The sequence below is a fragment of the Actinopolymorpha sp. B17G11 genome (genome assembly GCF_040196095.1).
Classification (GTDB): domain Bacteria; phylum Actinomycetota; class Actinomycetes; order Propionibacteriales; family Actinopolymorphaceae; genus Thermasporomyces.
In genome coordinates this window covers 30,930-51,399 of sequence record NZ_JBEFTW010000027.1, presented here as the reverse complement: position 1 = coordinate 51,399, position 20,470 = coordinate 30,930, and the positions used below count along the sequence as shown (strand labels likewise).

The following is a 20,470-nucleotide window of genomic DNA, read 5'->3' as shown; positions in this document are numbered from 1 at the left end:
GGTGAGACGCGCCCATTCAACGTCGAGGACGCGACGGCCCCCGCCTGATGGTGGCCAGCCGCGCCGCGAGTGCCGCCCGCTGAGCCGAAGCAGGGCGCCCGTTCGGCTACACCGGCGACAGAAACACCTAAGGCGCTTGGGCTGCACTTCCCGTCCCACAGGTTCGTTGCAATGCGAAGTTCTCCACAACGGTCTTGCCCGCGATGATTCGTGCGGTCCGGGACTGTGGGGTGTGGCTCGGGCTGGAGACGACCAACTCCAGGGGATTGTTCGAGGCCGCGATCCAGTAGCCGTAGCCGCCGTCGGCGGCGGCGAAGCGGGTGACGCCGCCTTGTGCGTGGTTGATCTGGACGACGGCGCCGGCGAGGGGACGTTCGGTGCCCTGACAGTCGATGCTGCTCACCGAGCCGGCGATCTTGCCCCAGTTGTTGGGTGGAGTGGCGGTCACGGTCACCTTGACTGGGTCGACGCGGTATGGCGTATCGTGCCGGATGCCGATTCCGGCGGTGTAGGTGCCCGGCTGGTCCAGCGTGGCGTCCATCCGCGCTGTCCCGCTCACCTGCTCGCCAGGTTGCAAGGTGACCGACTTCGGTGTCACCGATAGCCAGGGAACGTCTGTCGTAGCCGGACAGCCGTTGAAGCCAGGGTGCATCTCCACGCCTGAGATCGTGTCGAAGGTGACGCCGCCGATCTTGTAGAAGCCGCACACGCCGGCCGCGCGGTACACGGTCTGGTTCGACGGCTCGATCTCGGTCCAGACGTCGGTGGCCGGGTCGTACGCCGCACTCCGATTGGTCACTTGCCTGGAGCCGAGCGTCACGCCACCGGAGATCACGAACTGTCCGTTGGCGGCCGCATAGGCCATGCCCCAGTCGTCGTAGGGCATGTCCGCGCGCTTGGTCCAGGAGCTGCTGGCCGGGTCGAATTGGTACGTCGATGCGCTGGCGTTGTCGAATATGCCAACTCCAGCGCCCCCGGCGCAGAAGAGCCGACCTTCCAGCCCGGCGCAGCCGAGCCAGGAGAGCAACTCCGGGTAGTTGATCAGAGTCTCCCAGCTGTCAGTCGCGGGGTCGTAGCGCCACACGTTGTTCGACGGCGTACAGGTTTGGATTCCGGAGCATCCACCGACGACGTAGATCTTGCCGTCGACGACCGCTGCACCCGGTGCCGCACGACCCGCCGGCATCGGGGCGGCCTGTCGATAAGTGTCGTTGCTCGGGTCGTAGATGAACACGCTCCGGTCGGCAGCCCCGTCATCGCTCCACCCGCCGAGGATGTAGATCAGGCCGTTGTACTCCACCACCTCGGGTTTTGCCCGCTCCTCCGGAAGAGACGCGATCGGCTGCCATTGCCCGAGAGCCGGGTCGAATGTGTACGCGTTGGCGGTCGAGGTCTCACCGTTGAACCCGCCGAACGAGTACACCACGTCGTCGAGCACGGCCGCGCTGTTGTCCTGAATGCGGGTTGGATAGTCGGGCAGGGTCGTCCACGGGACGGCGGACGGTTCGGCCTGTGGCTGGGGATCACCCTGTGCCTGGGTATCCGCCAGCTGGTCACTGGACAAGATCGCGTCGGTCGTAAAGTGCCCGGAGACGTTACGCACCTCGGCCGGTTGCGGTTCCATAGCGAGAGTCTCGAAACCTCCGTGGCGATCGGTAAGCTCAACCTTCGCCGGCGCGGTGCCCGTATTGGTGACGGTGAACGACCGTTCCTGTGCGTCCTGGCCGATTCGCAGCTGAGTGTCCAGCGTTCCAGGGCTGACATCGAGCTTTCCGGCTGGCAACGCGAAGTCGGCTTCGTTCGCGGCGTCCGGCCGGATGTCGACCGAATTCGTGGCGTCGACGTACCTGCGTGCCGAGGCATGGAACGTCTTGCTGCCGGTCTGCGAAGTGAATCGCCAGTGGAATCCCTGACCGTGAGCAGGATCGCCCTCGACGTTGGAGGAGCGAATGCCGCTGCCGTCCGGGGTGTCGGTGTCGGTCACCGTGGCGTTAGACACCCCGGCACCTGTGTTGGCATCGGTGACATTGCCGACCACGAGCCCACCGGTGATCGGGCGGCAGTCGAGCGAGGTGTCCGATGCCCACTCCAGGGCGTTGACGAACACCTTTGCCGCGTCCGGTGTCCAGTACAACGGCCCGGTGGACTCGAAGAAGTCGTCGGCGCCATGCATGGACAGCAACACGTGGCGGTTGTTCGCGCGCTGTTGCACACCAATGCCCGGTCCCAGGTCGCCGGTGTCGGCTCTGCCCGCGTCGGCGATTACCGTCCGGCCTTCCCCTTCGTAGCCGTCGAACCAGCTGTGAGCCTTCGAGGTGCTGCTCTCGTCGAAGACAATCTCGTCGCCGACCTCGAAACCATCAAGGATCGGGTGCGCCTCAGCGACCCTGTAGTACAGGTGAGGGATCTCCGAGCTGAGCCCGCTGCTGCGTGAGCTGGGGTTGCCGAGATGCTGCCACAGCAGACCAACTCCGTTTCCAGCGTCGTCCCCGGAGCTCGAACGAGTATCGAGGAACGCCACACCAGTGCCAGCGGCGTCGGTCTCGTGCAGGAACCTTTGGAACGTCTCCCTCCCGGGATCGCCTGCCTCGTTGACGACGATCACGTCGTATTCCGACGGATCCTCATCCCAGGCGATGATCGCATCGTTGCGTATCCCCCGGCGGTCTAAGAAGTCGACGATCTGGCCCCCAAAGGAGGCGGTCAGCACGCCGATCCGGGCGCGGCGATAGCCAGGCGCCGCCTCGCAGTTGTCGACGGTCAACTGGAGGTCAAGGACCATGCCGCCGGAGCCGACGTCGATCGACTTGCTGAGCGTGGCGTAGCCGGGGTACTGGGACTTCACCTCGAGAGTTTGGGCGCTGTCGGCCGGCAGCTCGATACTGTAACGGCCCGTCACCGGGTCGGTGAACGTGCTCGCCGAACTGCCCTCGGCGCTGACGTTCGCGTACATGGGCCAACCATGGCCGGACCCGTCCGTGACCTGGCCGCTGACGGTGACACTCGGACCAGATTCGAGCACGGCACCTGACACCGCGTTCGTACCTGCAGACGATGGTGAGGCCATCAGTGTCATCCCGGGCAGCACGGCGAGCGACGCAAGCCCACACAGTGCCGTGCGAAACAGCCGCGGCAGCCCGCCGCGGCGTGGCCCGCTTCGACGCGACCCTCTCACCGGCAGATCGAAGCTGCCTGCGCTCATTGAACACTCACCTCTCCTGATGCCGGAGCGGTACGGGCGGCTCGCCAACTGGCTCGCGCGGTGACCGCACCCGTCACGCTAGCCACCCAACCGTCCTGGCCTTGACCGGCCGAAGGCGCAACTCGATATGTCATGAAGCTGTCAGGGCGCCCACCGCATAGACGTTGCGCGGACCTGGTCAGGTCGGCGCGAGGCGCTGGCTTGCCCTTGTGCACACACCAAGCGTGGTTGCTGGCGGTCCAGCCAACAATCAGGTGAACTGCGTATTTTTGGATCGGGCAGCCGCCGACCCTTCGGCGAGCCGGCGAGCTATGCCTACGCGCGATCGCACACCTAGCTTCCGCCTCACGGCACCCAGGTGAGTGTCCACGGTTCGCGGAGCGAGGAACAGCCGTTCGGCGATCTCTCTGTTCGTGTGCCCATCTGCAGCCAGCTCAGCTACCTCCAGCTCACGCGGCGAGAGCTGGTCACCGTAGCTGCGTCGTCCACCGTGCCGGGGACGCGGCACATCGACTCCATGTTGGCGTGCGACACCAGCCGCCCGGCCCCAGTCCCAGGTCGCGCCAAGCTGCAGATACGCCGCCATCGCCCGCTTGAGCTGCTCGTCGGCACCGGCAGCACCGGCAGCGAACAGGCAGGCGGCGCCCTCCTCGCGCGCTTGACCCGCCTCGTACGGGCACGACAGCCGCTCGTACCGGTCACCCGCGACCAGGAGGTGGCGCGCGGCGGCGTCCCACTGCCGCGCGTCGGCAGCTACGAGGCCGCGAGCATGATGCAACGCCGCCGGCGCAAGCGGTGCGTCCAACCCATCAAACGCGGCGGCAAGTCGACTCAACTGCACTGCGGCCTCAGTTCTTCGTCCGGCCAGAAGCATGGTCCGCGTCAGCGAAGGCAAGATACGCGCCGTGACGGCCCACGTCCCCTTGGCCTCCTCCACAGCAAGGAAACGCTCCATGCACGCCACGGCGGCACCGACTTCGCCGCGGGCAAGCATCACCCGAGTTGCCGCGGCTACCGACATGGGCAGCAGATCGGAATCGCCGAGCCCATCGACACCCTGCACGGCACCTACGAGCAACGCCTTCGCGTTGTCGAGCTCACCGCGTGCCAGAGCGAGACAGCCCGCCACCACCTCGACATAGATACGGTGACGAGGCATCTCGGCAAGGTCGTCGATGAGGTGCTCGATCTTGGCACTCAGCCCATCCCAGTTGCCCCGGCAATAGTCGAGCAGCACGACGATTGACTCTGCACCCAACTCCGTCCGCCTGCTCTCACTCCTCGTCGCGCCATCCAACGCAACGGTCAACACGTCAGCGGCGATGTCGTGATGGCCGGCGTAGCAGGCTTCCAGACCGATCGAGCAGTAGGCACTCACCTCGCGTTGCTGGCGAGGGGTGCGGTCGGTACGCTCCAGGATTCGATCGGTGATGCGCCGCCACTCCGGATCCCCAAGCGCCACAAACACCATGGCCACCTTGCCGAGCAGGAAAACCTCGAACGCCCGGTCGTTGATCGCCGGAATGACCGCCAACGAGCGGTGCAGCCAGGCCGTGTGCTCGGTAAGCGGAGTCGCTGGTGTTGTTGGCATACCCAGGCACACCATCGCCCACGCCCTGAGCTCCGGCTGGTCGTCCAATTCGTCCACGGACTGGGAGAACAGGCTATGCAGTACCACGAGGTCACCGCCAGCTCGGGCGATGAGCAGCGCGAGCCTAAGCCGAAGCTCACCGCGCACAGACCGGGGCAACTGCTGCCCTTGCTCGAGAACCTCAGACAGGAGCTCGATCGGATAGGGCCCGCGACTAACCTCAAGCGCGACGCGGGCGAGTTTGACAGCCAGCCGACCGCGCCGGTCGCCGTCGAGTCGACCGTGGCGGAGAACAGCTTCGAGCACGCGAGCCGCCTCGTCGTCATCGCCAAGCGTGGACGCCTGGTCGGCTGCTTGCTCGGCCACCTTGACCCAGTCGTCGAGCCGGTCAGCATGACGCAGATGGTGGGCCATCCGCCCCAGAGGCGGCGGTTCCAGTGCCGCCAGCGTGGTCGCCGCTCGGGCATGCAGGTCTTGCCGGTACGGCACGGGTATGTCGTCATACACCGCCTGCGCGGCCAACAGATGACGGAATCCGACCGCCTCTCCGTACTCGGTGAGCACGCCCGACGCGAGTGCCTCGCCCAGGCCACGCCGCTGCGCTGGCACGGCGCCGACGCCAAGAAGCACCGAGACCGGAACCGGGGTCTCCAGCACCGCGGCCGCCTCGGCCACCGCTCGCGCCTCGTCGGACAGTCGGCTCACCCGTTCCAGAACGGAGTCGCGAATCCGGGTTGGGACGTCAAGCATGTCCAAGGTCCGGCGTGCCCACCCGCCTCGGCGAAGAACGAGGCTCCCCCGCGTCCGCAGAAGCGCCAGCAGTTCTTCGATCGCGAACGGGAGGCCAGACGTGCGGTCGTGCAGGTAGTCCGCAAACTCCTTCGACAGCCCCGACGTGCCCAGAATCGCTGCCGCCAATGTTCCGGTCTCGGTGGCATCAAGGGGTACTAGGACCACGTGGGTGCGATCGATCGACTCAGGCAGCCGCGCGGTCAACGCTCGTACCTCCGGGTCCACCTCCTCGGCCCGGAATGTCAGCACGAGTCCCAGCTTCGAGGGGGGATCGCACAACATGTATCTGAGGAAGTCGATGGTCTGCTCGTCCGCCCAGTGCAGGTCCTCCAGGACCAGGACGACGGCGCCCAGCGACTCGAGTACCTCGACGAGCGCTCGAAACACCCTGTGCCGCGCGGCCAGCCTGTCGTCCAACGGCTCCGGCGTCGGAGGCAACGCGTCGGCAAGCTCTGGCAACAGCGGCCGTAGCGCACCGACCAGGGGCGAGTGGCTCACCTTTCCTAGCTCGTTACCCAACCTCCGCATCGCCTCGATCAATGGTCCGAGCGGGAACGGCTCGCGGACATGCTGGCACCAGCCAACAACAACCTGACCCCCACCCCGCTCGGATCGCGCCCATAGCTCGCGCACCAGGCGAGTCTTGCCAATACCCGCCTCCCCCTCGATGACGACAACCGCGGGCGGGTCGGAGAGTGCCCCAACCAGCCGCTCGAGCTCATCAGAGCGGCCGACCAGAATGGGCGAGACAACCCGCTTCCCTGATGTGGCGTTCACGTCATCGCCGCCTGCCCCAAACGAGACCGCCGTATCGGCATCGCCAACTTTCGAGCGCCTGCGCTCGACCAGCCTGCACGGAACCCAGTCCGTCTGTCGGAGGTCATGTCCACACTGAACGTGTCTGACCGCCATCTGGTTCGGGTGGATGTCCGAGTCAGGTCAGGAAGCGTCGAGGGGTCAAGTCCATCGGCGTGGTGTAGTGGTCGTGTCGCGTGGTCCGTTGGGTGGTTAGGCGCTGAGCGCCTTCGGATCGGTGTGTGTCACCTCCTCGCTGGTGCTGTCGCTGTTGCTGGGGGTGGAGAGGCGTGCCTTGGCGAGGAGGTCGAGGCCGAGGTAGCGGCGGCCTTCGATCCATTCGTCGTGTTGTTCGGCCAGGACGGCGCCGACGAGGCGGATCAGGGGGCCTCGGTCGGGGAAGATGCCGACGACATCGGTGCGTCTGCGGATCTCGCGGTTGAGCCGTTCTTGGGGGTTGTTGGACCAGATCCGGCGCCACAGTTCCTTTGGGAATGCGGTGAATGCGAGCACGTCCGGGCGGGCGGCCTCGAGGTGATCGACCACGGTGGGGAGTTTGTCGGCGAGTGCCTGGAGCACGCGGTCGAACTGGTCGTGGACGGCTTGGGCGTCGGGCTGGTCGTAGACCGAGTGCAGCAGGGTGCGCACCCACGGCCAGCTGCTCTTCGGAGTGACGCTCATGAGGTTGGCCGCGTAGTGGGTGCGGCAGCGTTGCCAGGACGCACCAGGCAGGGTGGCGCCGATCGCTGCCACGAGTCCGCTGTGCGCGTCGCTGGTGACGAGCTTGACCCCGGACAGCCCGCGTGCGGTCAGGTCACGCAGGAACGCCAGCCAGCCTGCACCGTCCTCGGCAGAGGTGACGTCAACGCCGAGGATCTCTCGGTGTCCGTCGGCGTTGACGCCGGTGGCGACCGGGGCGTGCACGCCGACCACCCGGCCACCCTCGCGCACCTTCAAACGAGGGCGTCCATGGCCACGAACGTGTACGGGCCGGTGACAGCGGAGCAACGGTGTCGGTCCCCTCGCACAGCAGACGCCAGTATGCATCGAGGTCGGCGACGTCTCCTGGCATCCGCAGTCCGGCACCGACGATGGCGATCGGCTCGTGCCGGGTGCGCTCAGCGGCCTCCAGGCGGGCCCGAACATCTCGGAGTTGGACCAGCGCGTTGGCCAGCAACCTGCGTCTCTCGACCGCCTTCTCCTCGCCCATCATTCCCCCTGTCGGTCCAGAGACTAGACAGAGACTGAGAGACTGAGTGGCGTCCAGCAGAGTGACTCTTCTATGTCTGTCAAGACATAGGTTCCTCGGCATGGAGGGCGTTGAGGGTTCGGTAGATCTGGCGGGCGAGGTAGCGCTTGAGGCAGCGGCGGATCTCCTTGTTGGTGCGTCCCTCCGCACGTCGTTTCTCGACGTAGGCGCGGGTCTCAGGATGGTGGACCATGCGCGTCACTGTGGCCATGTGCAGCGCGCGGTTGAGCCGTCTGTCGCCGCCCCGATTGAGCCGGTGACGGCTGGTGTTTCCCGAGGAGGCTGGGATGGGGCTACGCCAGCCAAGCAGGCAAATGCAGCCTCGTTCCGGACGCGGCCGGGATGCGACCACGCGGCGTAGGCGGCGGCGGCGGTGAGCGGTCCGACGCCGGTCTTCTCCAACAAGGGCGCGGCCTTGCTGGATTCGATCAGCGTCTTCATCTGGGCCTGGTTCGCAGCTAGCTCGCCGTCGAGGGCCTCGATGCGCTTGGCGAGGCGGACGGCCTCGGCGCGGGCGGTCGCTGTGGCGATGTCACCGGAGAGCTCCTGACTGCGGGCCCGCCAGGCGGCGACCTCACGGATTTGATTGCTGGTCAGCGGTTTGCGGGCGTCGATCCCGAGCTCGACCCCACGCAGCATCGCGGTGAGCGAGGCGGCGCACGCGGCGGCAACCGAATGGAGCGCCCACCGCTCGTTGACGCATGCGGTGCGGTCATCCGTCATGTGCTCGCGCGCGGTGACAAGGACGCGTAAAGCGGCGCGTACGCCGTCGTCAGCGCGGGGGTGGCGCAGTTGGGCGATGTCGAGGGCAACACGCGGCGGCGATTCTGCGGGCGTCGAGCGGGTCGGACTTGCCGCTGCCACGATGTGCACGGGCGTCCATCCGGGCGGCCTCGACGACCTTTGTAACCGGACTGGGTCGCGATGCGTGCCAGGCGGGCGCCGTAGGTGGTGACGCCCTCGATGACCCACAAGGCAGCCAAGTCGCCGTCGGTGCGGCGCGCGACCCAAGCAACCGCTCGGTTCATGCCCGCAGAAGTGGCAGGGAACTGCTCCCTGGCGATCAACGCGATGACCGCGAAGCCGAGTATTACGCCTGACCGGTTTCTGCACGAGCAGCTGGCGTCCGCGTCGCCGGATCTGCTGCGGCAGCTGCTTGGCACGTTCATCGACGCGCTGATGGGCGCCGAAGCGGACGCGATCTGCGGCGCCCCGTACGCTGGCGTGTAGTCACGTAGAGACAGGCGTTTGGTGCTTAGGAGAAGCCGATCTCCTCTCGTCGCCGCTGGATCTCCTCGGCGGCAAGGCGGAGACGCGTGTGGATGGCCGCTTCAGGGTCATCGGATTCGCGAACCCCGGCCACAACCGCCCCATCGCGCAATGGTCCCGCACCAGCGAGCGGTCACCGAGGCAGGAGTGCCCCACCACTGACGGACATCAAGATACAACCACCACCATGCGGCGGTGCGGCGCCCGGTCATAGTGCCGGCACAGGTGACGAGCCGCAGCTCCCACGTGTTGGTCGCCTTCCGAATCTTGTCGTACGGCAGCTCGTCCTTGTTCGACCCGTTCCAGCCGCACAACCGTGAACCGGTACTTGGCGCCGGCCCGGTCGGTGACGGTGATGGCGTCGCCGGCGCGGAACTCGCGGAGCCAGCAGAACACGTCTGGCCCGGACTTCAAGTCGACGGGCGTCCGCGATCATCGCTGGGCCCCTCCGGGCGCCGACCTTCGGTGTACCAGCCGGCCTGGTTCGAGTCGTAGGCCGGCGTCTGAATCGACCCGTCCGGGTAGGTCCTCGAATCTGGTGGCGAGCACGGACATCGGCTCGCGCAGCCATATCGACAGAGTTACAACCTTGCTGATGTTGTTCAGACGTGCACTGACCGTCGAAACCGACGTGCGATGTGTCCTGGCCGCCTCTGGGACGCACGCGCAATGATCGCGTGCGAATAGGCGGAGCCGACGGTTCTACAGACCAACAGCACGACCCGCTCTGACCTCGCGCTACGCCTCTCCAGGCTCATACTGTGGGGCCGATTTGGAGGAGCTGCTCGCCCTCAGCGTCAGTGGACGTGTTCCCCAATCCCTCAAGAGCCTCGGCCGTACCAACGTCCGCGCCCTATGGGGTCCCCGTCAGAAGCCTGCGGTGTCCGACACCACCGGAGCCGGTCGCCGGGCCAGTGCGCGGGCGGACCAGATGCCTGATACCAGGCCGACGCCGGCCGCGCCGTTGACACCGAGCACGGCCCGTTCGGTCGCACTCGCCCGCGGGCCGCCCAGCGCCAGCAGCGCACCGGTCATGGATCCGTAAGCGGCGAGCTGGACACCGCGCCGGGATACCGTCGCGGCGGTGGCGATGGAGTCGAGCAGGAAACAGGCCTCGGCCAGGCCGGGGCCGCAGAGGACATGCGCACCCCACGGAGGCGTCCGGTCAGCCGCCAGGATGCCGATGCCGCAGTCCGCGGCGGCCAGCGCGGCTCCCGGTCCGGCCGAGACCAGCGCCACGACGCGTCCCTCGGCCTGGAGCTCCCGGATCTCCGCCGGCAGACGGGTTCCGGACGAGATCATCCGCCCGGAGGAGAGTCGCCTGACCACCCCGGCGACGTTGCCGGCGATGAGGAGCTCACCTGCCGCCCGCGCGGCCGAGAGGAGGGCCCCCGCGAGCGGCGACACCCCGGGCTCGGCGGCGAGGATCGCCTGCAGGGTGCCGTGCCGGGTGAGCCCGAGCACGACCGAACCGGGTCGGCGTACCCGCCGGGCGGCCGTCTGTGCCGCCGCCGGTACGCCCGGTGCGACCGCGGCGAGCGGGCCGAGTGCCCAGACCCGACTGCGCCGTAGCACCCGTGGTGCGTCCGGTTCGAGTAGGACGCCGACCCTTTGACGTAGCCGGCCTTCGGTTTCGGTCGCGCCGTCCAGGGCGACGAGCGGCCCCGCGACGAACTGGGCGGTGTGGAGGACTCGAGCGTCGATCACCACGGTGTCGATCCGGTCGAGCCTGCGCAGCGCGTCGCCGTCGACGACGAGAACCCTGCGCTCACCGAGGACGCGGGTGAGTTCGGCCGCGAAGCATTCGCGGGTCAACCGGGCCGCTTTGGGCGCGCTGGCGGCCAGGAATGCGGCCGTCTGGCGTAGGTCGCCGGTCGCGGCGAATGCCGTACCGCCGGCAGCCAGACCGACCAGGCCTGCATGGTCGCCGTACCGTTCCACCGGTCCGCGCGGCAACGACGCCGGGCGCGGTGGCAGATGGATCGGCGCGCAGCGCTGCCGACCCGAGCAGAGCTCGGCCTCGCGCTCCTTCCAGACCCGGCGGCGAGCCTGGACCTCACCCACCAGTGCCATCCGGTGCGCGGCGTCGATGATCAGGCCGATCGGGCCCTGCGCAAGTCCCTGCGCGAGCGCGTTGACGAGCGCGAGGCTCATTTCGGCAGAGGTCCAGCCGAGCAGTGACTCGACCTGGCTACGCAGGCGAGGCGTGTGCTCGACAAGCGGAACGAGCGCCGCTATCTCGAGCGGCAGCCGCGCCGACCGGGCGATCTTGCCTGCCACGCTCACGCTGAGACCGGCCAGGTCGGCGCCGAGCATGATCAGCTGACGCTGCAGGGGTTCGACGTCGCCGGGGTGCTCGGGCCGCTCCAGGAACCTCTCGTCCGACATCTGGTGCCGGTCCTCGACGGCGTCGATGGTCGCGACTAGGGCTTCTATCGGTACGTCACCGCCGGCGAGGTCGACCACTACCCGGCCGAGGACCGCGTTGACGGCGGCCCAGTCGACTCCCGCCACCTTCCGGAGCGCCGTTTCGAGGTCCGAGACGAGAGCCTCGGCGTCGATCCGGTGCAGGCCGCGCACTTCGATGTGCGCGCGACCGCGCCGCACCCACCAGCGGCGGCTGTCCCGATTACGGCGTGCCGGCAGAGCGGGCAGCGGCGGTAGCGACGGGAAGGAGCGCAACGACGGTAAGGACGGGAGCAACCTCGACAGCGGACCGAACACCGACCACACCTCCTCGTCGTAGGCGCTGCCAGGCCGCCCGGCCGAGACCGCTACCTGTCTGCCTGAGAGCAACCCCGCGGAACGCCACAGCGAAACCACCCGGTCCGGGTGGTCCGTATGCTGGTCCGTCCCGAGTGGTCCGTCCGGGTCGCCGCCGTTCCGCGGTCAGGAAGCTCACGGTGTCGCGATCCGCGCGCGGCAGCGGCACCTCGAGCCGGTCGAGTAACCCACCGCCTCCCGGATGTCGTCGAGGAGCAAACGACGCCAGGTCGAGCGAGACGCCATTCCGGACGACGATTCGCATCACAATGGTGCCCTTCGGGCAGCGGTACGCCAGCACCAGCCAGCCGCGTTCCCGGTGCCGGTCGGACAGGTCGAACAGATTCCAACCCCCGGCAGTGGTGGTCCGCGAGCCGCCAGACCACCACCAGCAACTCGGTGCGGCCACCACCTCGAACGCCCCCAAGGTCGGCAGGTACGACGCAATCCTGCGGCAGGCGCCCTGCACCCGAAGCCGGACCGACCCCGCCGCAGAGTTGTAGTACTGCAACAGCACATGGCCGCCCGGCCGGGAAGAGTTGAGCGCGTACTCCGTCCGGATTCAGCACGCCGGCGGCCCGAGGCGCCGCCTCATCGCCTGTCCGAGGGATCTGACTGCGACACGGCCCTGGCTGATCCCCTCGTGTCCCTGCATCGGTGTGGCCGCGCTGTTGATGGGGACACCTCCGGACGGGTCCGGCCTTCGCGGGCCGAACGCGGTGCGGGAGAGTCGAAGGTTTCGGGCAGATGAGGTAGGAGCCGTTGATGGCGACGTGTGAGGTGTGCGGGAACGACTACGCGGTGCCGTTCGAGGTGCACACCGCTGTCGGGAAGGGGTACGTCTTCGACTCGTTCGAGTGTGCCATCCACCTGCTCGCGCCGATCTGTGAGTACTGCGGGTGCCGGATTGTCGGCCACGGCGTCGAGGTCGACGGCCACTTCTTCTGCGGCGCGCACTGTGCCCGCTCCTCCAGACTGCCGCACGCCGCGGAGATCCAAGACGCTGCCGGGACCCGACCCAACTGATCCGGGTTCGACCCCAGACACCACACCACCGGCCTGAAGCAAGCCCATCACCGTCTCGATGCGCCGGGGCGACGCCGCTCCGTCCCTTCTTGGTGTCCTGCCTCCTGCACCGCCTGCCTGACGCGCTGTTGCCCAGGCGAAACCCCGCGGCGAGCCGCGTCGCGGGCCTCTACCCATGGCATCGGCGAGCGCGGGCACGCCAGCATGAAGTTTCATTCATGCCTAGACAAGCTGGTGGGAGTTGCTGCAGCTCGACGAAACGGCCGTTAACGTATTACATCACTGGTCATCGCCACACGGCGTTCTCGTGCAGTGACTCCGGCAAGGACGTTGGGCGGGCTTGCTATGGGTCTTTGGTCCGCACTCCCAGGGCCGGCACGTTTCCCGTGGCCCCACTCCAGCTCGATCCCTGGTGCTGGGCCGCGAACTGCACGGCACAGAAGGTCCGATAAAGGGGCGCCCGTGGGGATGGGACAGGACCGTCAGCGGTACGGTCGCAGGCACAACTCGGAACAGGGGTAAGAAGTGGAGGATTGGCCAGCTTCGACGTCCGGGTCGACGCTGCAGCCGGATGCGCAGCAGATGCTGGTCGAAACGGCTCGACGGGTGGTGGGGATGCTGGTTGCTGGCTTGGCGGGCTTTGATGCGGGCATCGCGCAACGCAACGCCTGGGAGGCGACGTGCGCTGATCTGCAACGCCTGCGGATTGACACTCACCCGAATGATGTGCGGCCGCCCGAGTGACCACTGCCTCGAGATGAGTGAGCTTCACGCGGCTCTGGTGGCCAGAGAACACGCGGAGTCTGATGTCCGCAAAGCCGTCGCCGCGCTGCTCCAACGTCCGCAGAACGTAGACCTGCAGGGGACCGTCAGGCTCAGCCAGATCAGGGAGAGGGTCGCCCGCATCCGCTACGCGACGGCGTTGCAGGCCGCCGGATGGGCGGTGCCGGAGGACTTGCTCGACGACGTACCCGACTGCCAGCGGCCGTAAGAAGGAAGTCTGCCTCCGGGTCTTACTCCGGCCCGGCCCAATACGCCGGCCACTGGTTCGGTCACCTCGCTGGCGCGCTACGTCCCTACGCTGTCCTGGATCTCTTCGGGTGTTTTAACCCGGATGCACTACGGTTGCCGGGGTGCATCCAGGCTTAATCAGAAGCATGTCCGCCGCGGGATTGCCGTCCCGCGGCGTGGCTCGTTACAGGCGTGCCTCGTGGTGACTTCTCACCGTGGGCCGAACGACCGTGGCTGACTCCTACCGGAACGTGGTCGTGGTCGACACCCATGCCGCGACCCACAGCTACGCCATCGTCGCCGCCCCGAACGGCGCCATGATCGACCAGGCCACCTTCCCGACGACCGCAGCCGGCCTGCGGCGCGCGTGACTGGATCGGACGCCGCACTGGCGGTGACCTCGACGGCGTCCTGGGCCGCTGGCGAGGGAACCAGCTCCTACGGCGCCGTGCTGGCGACGTGCTCGCAGAGGCCGGCTACCGCGATCACGGGATTCGAACAAACAACAATTAGATAACCTAAGACCCCGGCCATCCCCCACCGGATCGTCGTGGATCAACCAGGTGGAACGCCGGCTTGGGGTCCTCGTTCCAGACTTTGATCCACTCACGCACCTCTTTCTCCAGGGCTGAAAGGCTTTTGTGGACGCCGCGGCGGAGGATCTGTTCGGTGAGGCCGGGGAGGCTGCGGCGTCTCCGCAGGCGAAGACGCCGTGGTGGTCAGGCAGTGAGAGGTACTCGTCAACGATGAGCCCCCCTTTGTTCATGGCCAGGCCGAGTCGTTCGATGAGGAGGCCCGGGCGGACGCCTACTAACCACACCAATGATCGCGTGGGTACGAATTCTCCGTCGGACAGCCTGACGCTCGCGTCTGGGGCCTCGCGGACGGAGGTGTTGGTGCGGATCTCGACGCCGCGACGGCGAAGCACCCGGTCGGCCGCCGGAGAAGGCCGTGGGTGGAGCTCCGGCAGCAGCCGGTCGCACCCCGGGAGCCACGATTCTGGGAAGGCACTGTGTGACCGGGCCCTCGGCGGTCGCCGGACATCGAGGGCCGGGCACTGGCGGACGTGATGCCTAGCAGCCTCAGGCCCTTTGAACCCAAGCGCGCAGCCCGGTCAGTCGTACGCTCAGGAACCGTGGAGACCATCGACGGCTTTCTGCTGAAGCGGGTAGCTGACCACGAGCGGCGGGCTGTGGTCGACTACAACAAGGGTCTGAGCCAGCTCGATCTCGATCGGGCTCTCGGCACATGCCACGCCCGGCGCCAGTTGGTCACCCTGTACCGAACGTCTGTGAACAGGCAGGAGGCAAGGTGTGCATACGCCCTGGTTGTGGCAATTGTCGCGGAGCTGTACGACGATCACCCTGACTACGATGAGGACTGGCGCCCCATAGCGATCTCAGCTGCTCACCTTGACGAGCCTTGCCGCCAGCGCTTTCCAACCGAATGAGACGGCCCGCCCTCGGGGATGAGAAAGGGAAAGCGCTTCCGATGGATACGAAACTCGAAGTTGTCGTGATCCCGGTCGCTAGGTCAGCGAATCGGACCGTGAGTTGAGCCCGGTTGGCGGCCCAGCCCTCGCTACGGGGTGGCTGATGCGAAACCAGACTCCTCTTCACTGCTTTACCGTATCCAGGCGCAGGCCGCCGGAGCGGACTTGAACACTCGTTCAGGAACTGCTCGGCCACTCCACGAGAACGGTCACCGCCGACACCTACGCCCACGTCCTGCCGGACACGCCCGCGACGCTGCCGAAGCCGCCGCCTTCATCGTGCCGCGCCGTCCCGTGAAGCCCACGCCGTCTGGCCTACCAGGGAAAGAGCGTCGCGCGGCGGGTCCACGCCAGATGCAGCGCTGCGGGCCGCGCTCACTTGAGGGCTGGAGAATTACGGAGGGCATGGCGTGGGTCATTCCACCGCCTCCGGCCATCGCCCGGAGCCGCCGCGGGACGGGCTCGACGTGGCCGATCCCGGATCATCGCCTGGGGAAGTCACGCATGGGGCTCTCCTCGCCCACGCTTTTCCCGGATACGCGCCGGAGGTGTCAGGCTGTCGCCCGCTTCGGGAGCTTCCACCCGGGGCGGGGGAAGTGGCAGGTGTAGCCGTGGGGGTACTTCTGCAGGTAGTCCTGGTGCTCGGGCTCGGCCTCCCAGAAGTCGCCGGCCGGGGTGACCTCGGTGACAACCTTGCCTGGCCACAGGCCCGAGGCGTCGACGTCGGCGATCGTGTCCTCGGCGACCCGCTTCTGCTCGTCGCTGGCGTAGAAGATCGCCGAGCTGTAGCTGGTGCCGATGTCGTTGCCCTGCCGGTTCTTCGTCGAGGGGTCGTGCACCTGGAAGAAGAACTCGAGCAGCGCGCGGAAGTCGGTTTTCTCGGGGTCGTAGACGACTTCGATGGACTCCGCGTGGGTGCCGTGGTTGCGGTAGGTGGCGTTCGGGACGTCGCCGCCGCTGTAGCCGACGCGCGTGGACACGACGCCGGGCTGGTGGCGGAAAAGCTCCTCCATCCCCCAGAAGCAGCCGCCGGCGAGGATCGCCTTCTCGGTGGTCACGTCGGCTCCTTACTCTTCGTCGTGTCAGTGTTGGCATCACTCGTGAACAGGGTGCGGTATTCGGCGTACCCTGCGTTCTCCAGGTCGTCGAGGTGGATGAACCGCAACGACGCGGAGTTAACGCAGTAGCGCAGTCCACCCTTGTCGAGGGGACCGTCGTCGAAGACGTGGCCGAGGTGGCTGTCCCCGTGCAGCGACCGGACTTCCGTCCGGATCATCCCGTGGCCGACGTCTTCGCGCTCGACGACGTTCGTCTCGGCGATCGGCTTTGTGAAGCTCGGCCAGCCGGAGCGGCTGTCGTACTTGTCGACCGATGCGAACAGCGGCTCGCCGGACACGACGTCGACGTAGATGCCGGGCTCATGGTTGTCCCAGTAGGCGTTGGCGAACGGGCGTTCGGTGCCGTCCTTCTGGGTCACGCGGTACTGCTCCGGATCGAGCCGCGAAACGGCTTCCGGGTTCTTGTGGAACTGGGTCTGCTGGGGCACAGCTCTCCCTTCCCGGCCTTACGGCGCCAAGCTGGGACCAGGTGAAACGCACCTGGACGTGCAGACATACAGACACCCTACGGACCGGTTCTATTCCCCCGGCGGCCGCTTGCGCGGCCGTTCTTCTTTGGTGAGGACCGGGTCTCGGTGATCAGGTCGAGCAGCGGCCGCAGGGCCCGGCCGAGGGTGTCGCGGCGTAGGTGACGATCGAGAGCGGGCACGTCGGGCCCGGGTCGCGCAGCGGCACCTGGACGGACAAAGCCGGAACGCCAGGGTTTCGCTATACCGGGAGCCGGGTTGTCGCAAGAGACCATGTCGCAGACAGTGGCACCGCACTGACACGGTATCCGGAGATTCGGTGCCCTACGCGCGGTGACATGCCCGGGGACCCACAGGGGTCGTCGGGTCTTTGGCCCCGGGCGACGCGAGCCGGCGGGCCCCTGTTAGGTAGGGCCGAGCGGAACAGCCTGTCCGTATGACGGATTTCGACTCGCTGTCCATCAACACGATCCGTGGCCTGTGCATGGACGCGGTGCAGAAGGCGAAGTCGGGGCATCCTGGTACGCCGATGGGTATCGCGCCGGTCGCCTACACCCTGTGGCAGCAGTACCTGAGATTCGATCCCACTGATCCGATCTGGCCGAACCGGGACCGGTTCGTGCTCTCCGAGGGGCATGCGTCTGCATTGCTCTGGTCACTCCTGTACCTCACCGGCGTACGTGCCGTCGACCCCGACTACGAGGTGCTCGGTCGTCCCGCGGTCACCCTCGAAGACCTCCGGACGTTCCGTCAGCTCGGCTCGCATTGTCCAGGTCATCCTGAATACCACCTGACGAGCGGGGTGGAGGCGACGACGGGACCGCTCGGCCAGGGCGTCTCCATGTCGGTCGGGATGGCGATCTCCGGCCAGTGGCTCGCCGCCCGGTACAACCGCAACGATGCCACGCTGTTCGACTTCGACGTCTACGCGCTGGCCGGGGACGGCTGCATGATGGAAGGCATCTCGTCCGAGGCGGCCTCCATCGCCGGGCACCAGCAGCTGTCGAACCTGTGCTGGATCTACGACTCCAACCGGGTGACGATCGAGGGGCACACCGACATCACGTTCACCGAGGATGTGGCTGCCCGTTTCCTCGCGTACGGCTGGAACGTCACGACCGTCGCTGATGCGAACAACCTGGACGCGATCCGGCGGGCCATACAGTCGTTCAAGGCCGAAACCGCGCGGCCGACTCTGATCGTCGTCCACAGCCACATCGGGTACGGTTCGCCGCTCGAGGATTCACCGAAGGCGCACGGTGCGCCACTCGGTGCCGAGGCGGTGAAGGCAACCAAGCGAATGTTCGGGCTGCCCGACGACAAAGATTTCTACGTGCCGGACGGCGTACGCGACTGGTTCGAGGGCGGGATCGGCGCCCGTGGGCAGGCGACTCGGGCCGCTTGGGAGGCGACGTTCAAGGAGTACGCCAATGCCTACCCGGACCTGGCCGACGAGGTTGAGCGGATGCAGCGCCGCGAGCTGCCGGCCGGCTGGGACGCGGTACTTCCGGACTTCCCGGCCGACCCGAAGGGGCTCGCCACCCGTGACTCCTCCAGCCAGGTGCTCAACCAGCTCGCCGAGGCGGTGCCGTGGCTGCTCGGCGGTTCGGCCGACCTGGCGCCGTCGACGAAGACGTTGCTGCGCTTCGAAGGTGCCGGCGACTTCCAGCCCGACGAGCGCGGTGGCCGGAACCTCCACTTCGGCGTACGTGAACACGCGTCCGCCGCCATCGCGAACGGGATGGCGTTGACCAAGCTCCGGCCGTACTGGTCGGGATTCCTGATCTTCTCCGACTACGCCCGGGGCGCGATCCGGCTGTCGGCGTTGATGGAGGTGCCGGTCGTGCACATCTTCACGCACGACTCGATCGGGGTCGGCGAGGACGGGCCGACCCACCAGCCGGTCGAGCAGCTCGCGTCGTTGCGGGCGATGCCCGGGCTGTTCGTGTTCCGCCCGGCCGACGCGAACGAGGTGGTCGAGACTTGGCGGGTCGTCGGTGCGCTCCGCCACGAGCCGGCCGCCCTGGTCCTGTCCCGGCAGTCGCTGCCGACCCTCGACCGATCCGTGCTGCACGGGGCGGAGGGAGTCGAGCGCGGGGCGTACGTGCTTGCGGACCCGCCGTCGGGTGGTACGCCGGACGTCCTGCTGCTGGCCACGGGCTCGGAGGTGGCGCTCGCCCTCAGCGCGCGGGACGAGCTGGCCACCGACGGGATCGGCGCCCGGGTCGTGAGCATGCCGTGCTGGGAGCTGTTCGACCGACAGCCCCGGGAGTACCGCGACGAGGTTCTCCCACCGGCGGTCACGGCCAGGGTCGGGATCGAGCAGGCATCGACGCTGGGTTGGGACCGGTACGTCGGACCGGCCGGCGCCGTCATCGGCATGGACACGTTCGGTGCGTCGGCGCCATTGAAGCAGCTGCTGACGAAGTTCGGCTTCACCCCGGAACGGGTGACCGAGGTTGCCCGGGCACTCGTCGCCGAGCAGGCGCGCCGTGCCGGCACCCCTCAACCCACCGCGCCGCCACCCGCCGCGGGACCAGCCTCCGCGCCCCCGCCCACCGGAAGGGACCGCCAGTGACCGCAACCCAGCAGCTACACGCTCGCGGGCAGAGCCTGTGGCTGGACAACATCACCCGCCGGATGCTCGACGACGGCGAGATCCAGCACTACATCGACAGCTACTCGATCACCGGACTCACCTCGAACCCGTCGATCTTCGACAAGGCGATCGAGAGCGGCTACTACGACGAGGCGATCCGCGCATGCGCGGCACCGGACCGCTCCGATGAGGAGGTCTTCTTCGACCTGGCGATCGAGGACCTGCGGCGGGCCGCGGACCTGTTCCTGCCCATCCACGAACGCACCGACGCCGTGGACGGCTGGGTGTCGCTTGAGGTGTCACCGCTCTTGGCGTACGACACCGACGCGACGATCGCGGCCGCCCAGAGTCTGCATGCGCGCGCGGCCCGCCCGAACCTGCTGATCAAGATCCCCGGTACGGCCGAAGGCCTGCCGGCGATCACCGAGACCGTCGCGGCCGGCATTCCCGTGAACGTCACCCTGCTGTTCTCCGCCGACCACTATCGCGCGGCCGCGCAGGCGTACCTCGACGGAGTGCAGCGGCGGGTCGACCTCAACCTTGACCCGGCGGTCGGTTCGGTCGCGTCGGTGTTCATGTCCCGGTGGGACGCGGCGGTGGCCGACCAGGTGTCCGCGCAGTTGAAGGACCAGCTCGGCCTGGCGGTCGGCCTCGACACCTACCGCGCGTACCGGCAGCTGCTCGACTCCGACGACATGCAGCGGCTGCTGAATGCGGGGGCGCGGGCACAGCGCCTGCTGTGGGCGAGCACCCGGACGAAGGACCCGGCCGCGTCGGACACGTTGTACGTCCACGGGCTCGCGGCGCCGTTCACGGTCAACACCATGCCGGACTCGACGCTGGAGGCGTTCCACGACCACGGCGAGGTCGGGGAGCCGATGCCCGCCGACGGCGGCGAGGGCGACCTGATGCTGGCCCGGTTCGCCGACGCCGGGGTCGACGTACACGCGCTCGCCGAGCGACTCCAGCGGGAGGGTGCGAAGGCGTTCGTGGCAGCCTGGAAGGACCTGCTGGAACGGATTTCCACCCAGCGCACCGCGCTCACCTGATGCACTGACAGCTCGACGCCGACACGTCGAATAGCGACACCCGCCGG

The 20,470-nt window shown here is 67.6% G+C and carries 13 protein-coding genes and 4 pseudogenes; 8 read left to right on the top strand and 9 right to left on the bottom strand.

The window, feature by feature from the left end:
- Positions 1 to 127: 127 nt before the first annotated feature.
- The 4 genes and pseudogenes from ABN028_RS24270 to ABN028_RS24255 all read right to left on the bottom strand — a co-directional run bounded on the left by ABN028_RS24270 (position 128) and on the right by ABN028_RS24255 (position 8,720).
- Positions 128 to 2,953: a Kelch repeat-containing protein gene (locus ABN028_RS24270; RefSeq protein ID WP_349698214.1), complete on the bottom strand. Its 2,826-nt coding sequence runs from the start codon at positions 2,951 to 2,953 to the stop codon at positions 128 to 130.
- A 499-nt stretch (positions 2,954 to 3,452) separates the two neighbouring features.
- A complete protein-coding gene (locus ABN028_RS24265) occupies positions 3,453 to 6,362 on the bottom strand; it encodes an ATP-binding protein (protein WP_349698213.1) in 2,910 nt (969 codons plus the stop codon).
- A 231-nt stretch (positions 6,363 to 6,593) separates the two neighbouring features.
- Positions 6,594 to 7,372, bottom strand: a pseudogene (locus ABN028_RS24260) (IS256 family transposase); the annotation flags it as partial.
- A 297-nt stretch (positions 7,373 to 7,669) separates the two neighbouring features.
- Positions 7,670 to 8,720: pseudogene (locus ABN028_RS24255) on the bottom strand (IS110 family RNA-guided transposase).
- On the opposite strand from ABN028_RS24255, the pseudogene ABN028_RS24250 reads away from it, so the two are divergent.
- Positions 8,701 to 8,847 (top strand): annotated as a pseudogene (locus ABN028_RS24250) (IS256 family transposase); the annotation flags it as partial. The pseudogenes ABN028_RS24255 and ABN028_RS24250 sit on opposite strands and share 20 nt — an antisense overlap.
- A 219-nt stretch (positions 8,848 to 9,066) precedes the next feature.
- Here the strand turns inward: ABN028_RS24250 and ABN028_RS24245 are convergent.
- Together ABN028_RS24245 and ABN028_RS24240 are read right to left on the bottom strand one after the other, a co-directional pair.
- Entirely contained in the window at positions 9,067 to 9,312 is a 246-nt protein-coding gene (locus ABN028_RS24245) for a sortase family protein (RefSeq protein WP_349694671.1), read from the bottom strand.
- A gap of 453 nt (positions 9,313 to 9,765) precedes the next feature.
- A complete protein-coding gene (locus tag ABN028_RS24240) occupies positions 9,766 to 11,622 on the bottom strand; it encodes a hypothetical protein (protein ID WP_349698211.1) in 1,857 nt (618 codons plus the stop codon).
- An 804-nt stretch (positions 11,623 to 12,426) separates the two neighbouring features.
- Here ABN028_RS24240 and ABN028_RS24235 point away from each other — a divergent pair.
- From ABN028_RS24235 to ABN028_RS24220, 4 genes are all read left to right on the top strand, one after another.
- Positions 12,427 to 12,687, top strand: coding sequence for a metallothionein (locus ABN028_RS24235; protein ID WP_349694674.1), 261 nt, complete (start codon positions 12,427 to 12,429; stop codon positions 12,685 to 12,687).
- A gap of 525 nt (positions 12,688 to 13,212) precedes the next feature.
- Positions 13,213 to 13,431 (top strand): hypothetical protein, encoded by a 219-nt coding sequence (locus ABN028_RS24230; RefSeq protein WP_349327343.1) that lies wholly within the window; start codon positions 13,213 to 13,215, stop codon positions 13,429 to 13,431.
- A gap of 13 nt (positions 13,432 to 13,444) precedes the next feature.
- Positions 13,445 to 13,678 (top strand): hypothetical protein, encoded by a 234-nt coding sequence (locus ABN028_RS24225; RefSeq protein WP_349698210.1) that lies wholly within the window; start codon positions 13,445 to 13,447, stop codon positions 13,676 to 13,678.
- Between the two features lie 235 nt (positions 13,679 to 13,913).
- Positions 13,914 to 14,069, top strand: coding sequence for a hypothetical protein (locus ABN028_RS24220; protein ID WP_349698209.1), 156 nt, complete (start codon positions 13,914 to 13,916; stop codon positions 14,067 to 14,069).
- Positions 14,070 to 14,383: 314 nt separating this feature from the next.
- Here ABN028_RS24220 and ABN028_RS35480 read toward each other — a convergent pair.
- A pseudogene (locus ABN028_RS35480) lies at positions 14,384 to 14,671 on the bottom strand (FAD-dependent oxidoreductase); the annotation flags it as partial.
- 162 nt (positions 14,672 to 14,833) lie between these two features.
- Here ABN028_RS35480 and ABN028_RS24215 point away from each other — a divergent pair.
- Positions 14,834 to 15,148 (top strand): DUF6221 family protein, encoded by a 315-nt coding sequence (locus ABN028_RS24215; RefSeq protein ID WP_349698208.1) that lies wholly within the window; start codon positions 14,834 to 14,836, stop codon positions 15,146 to 15,148.
- A 593-nt stretch (positions 15,149 to 15,741) separates the two neighbouring features.
- On the opposite strand, the gene msrA is transcribed toward ABN028_RS24215, so the two are convergent.
- Entirely contained in the window at positions 15,742 to 16,248 is a 507-nt protein-coding gene (gene msrA, locus ABN028_RS24210) for a peptide-methionine (S)-S-oxide reductase MsrA (protein ID WP_349698207.1), read from the bottom strand.
- Positions 16,245 to 16,736, bottom strand: a complete 492-nt coding sequence (gene msrB / locus ABN028_RS24205; RefSeq protein WP_349698206.1) for a peptide-methionine (R)-S-oxide reductase MsrB — start codon at positions 16,734 to 16,736, stop codon at positions 16,245 to 16,247. Before msrB ends, msrA begins: the two co-directional genes overlap by 4 nt.
- Positions 16,737 to 17,211: 475 nt before the next feature.
- On the opposite strand from msrB, the gene tkt reads away from it, so the two are divergent.
- Together tkt and tal are read left to right on the top strand one after the other, a co-directional pair.
- Complete coding sequence (gene tkt, locus ABN028_RS24200) at positions 17,212 to 19,353, top strand: transketolase (protein ID WP_349698205.1); 2,142 nt, start codon at positions 17,212 to 17,214, stop codon at positions 19,351 to 19,353.
- Positions 19,350 to 20,423, top strand: coding sequence for a transaldolase (gene tal, locus ABN028_RS24195; RefSeq protein WP_349698204.1), 1,074 nt, complete (start codon positions 19,350 to 19,352; stop codon positions 20,421 to 20,423). The genes tkt and tal overlap by 4 nt, the downstream gene beginning before the upstream one ends.
- The last annotated feature ends 47 nt before the right edge of the window (positions 20,424 to 20,470 follow it).

Excerpts from the sequence above, each read along its gene's own strand:
- ABN028_RS24270 (WP_349698214.1), bottom strand. The coding sequence starts at position 2,953 with ATGTACGCGAACGTCAGCGCCGAGGGCAGTTCGGCGAGCACGTTCACC.
- ABN028_RS24235 (WP_349694674.1), top strand. The coding sequence starts at position 12,427 with ATGGCGACGTGTGAGGTGTGCGGGAACGACTACGCGGTGCCGTTCGAG.
- ABN028_RS24225 (WP_349698210.1), top strand. The coding sequence starts at position 13,445 with ATGAGTGAGCTTCACGCGGCTCTGGTGGCCAGAGAACACGCGGAGTCT.
- tkt (WP_349698205.1), top strand. The coding sequence starts at position 17,212 with ATGACGGATTTCGACTCGCTGTCCATCAACACGATCCGTGGCCTGTGC.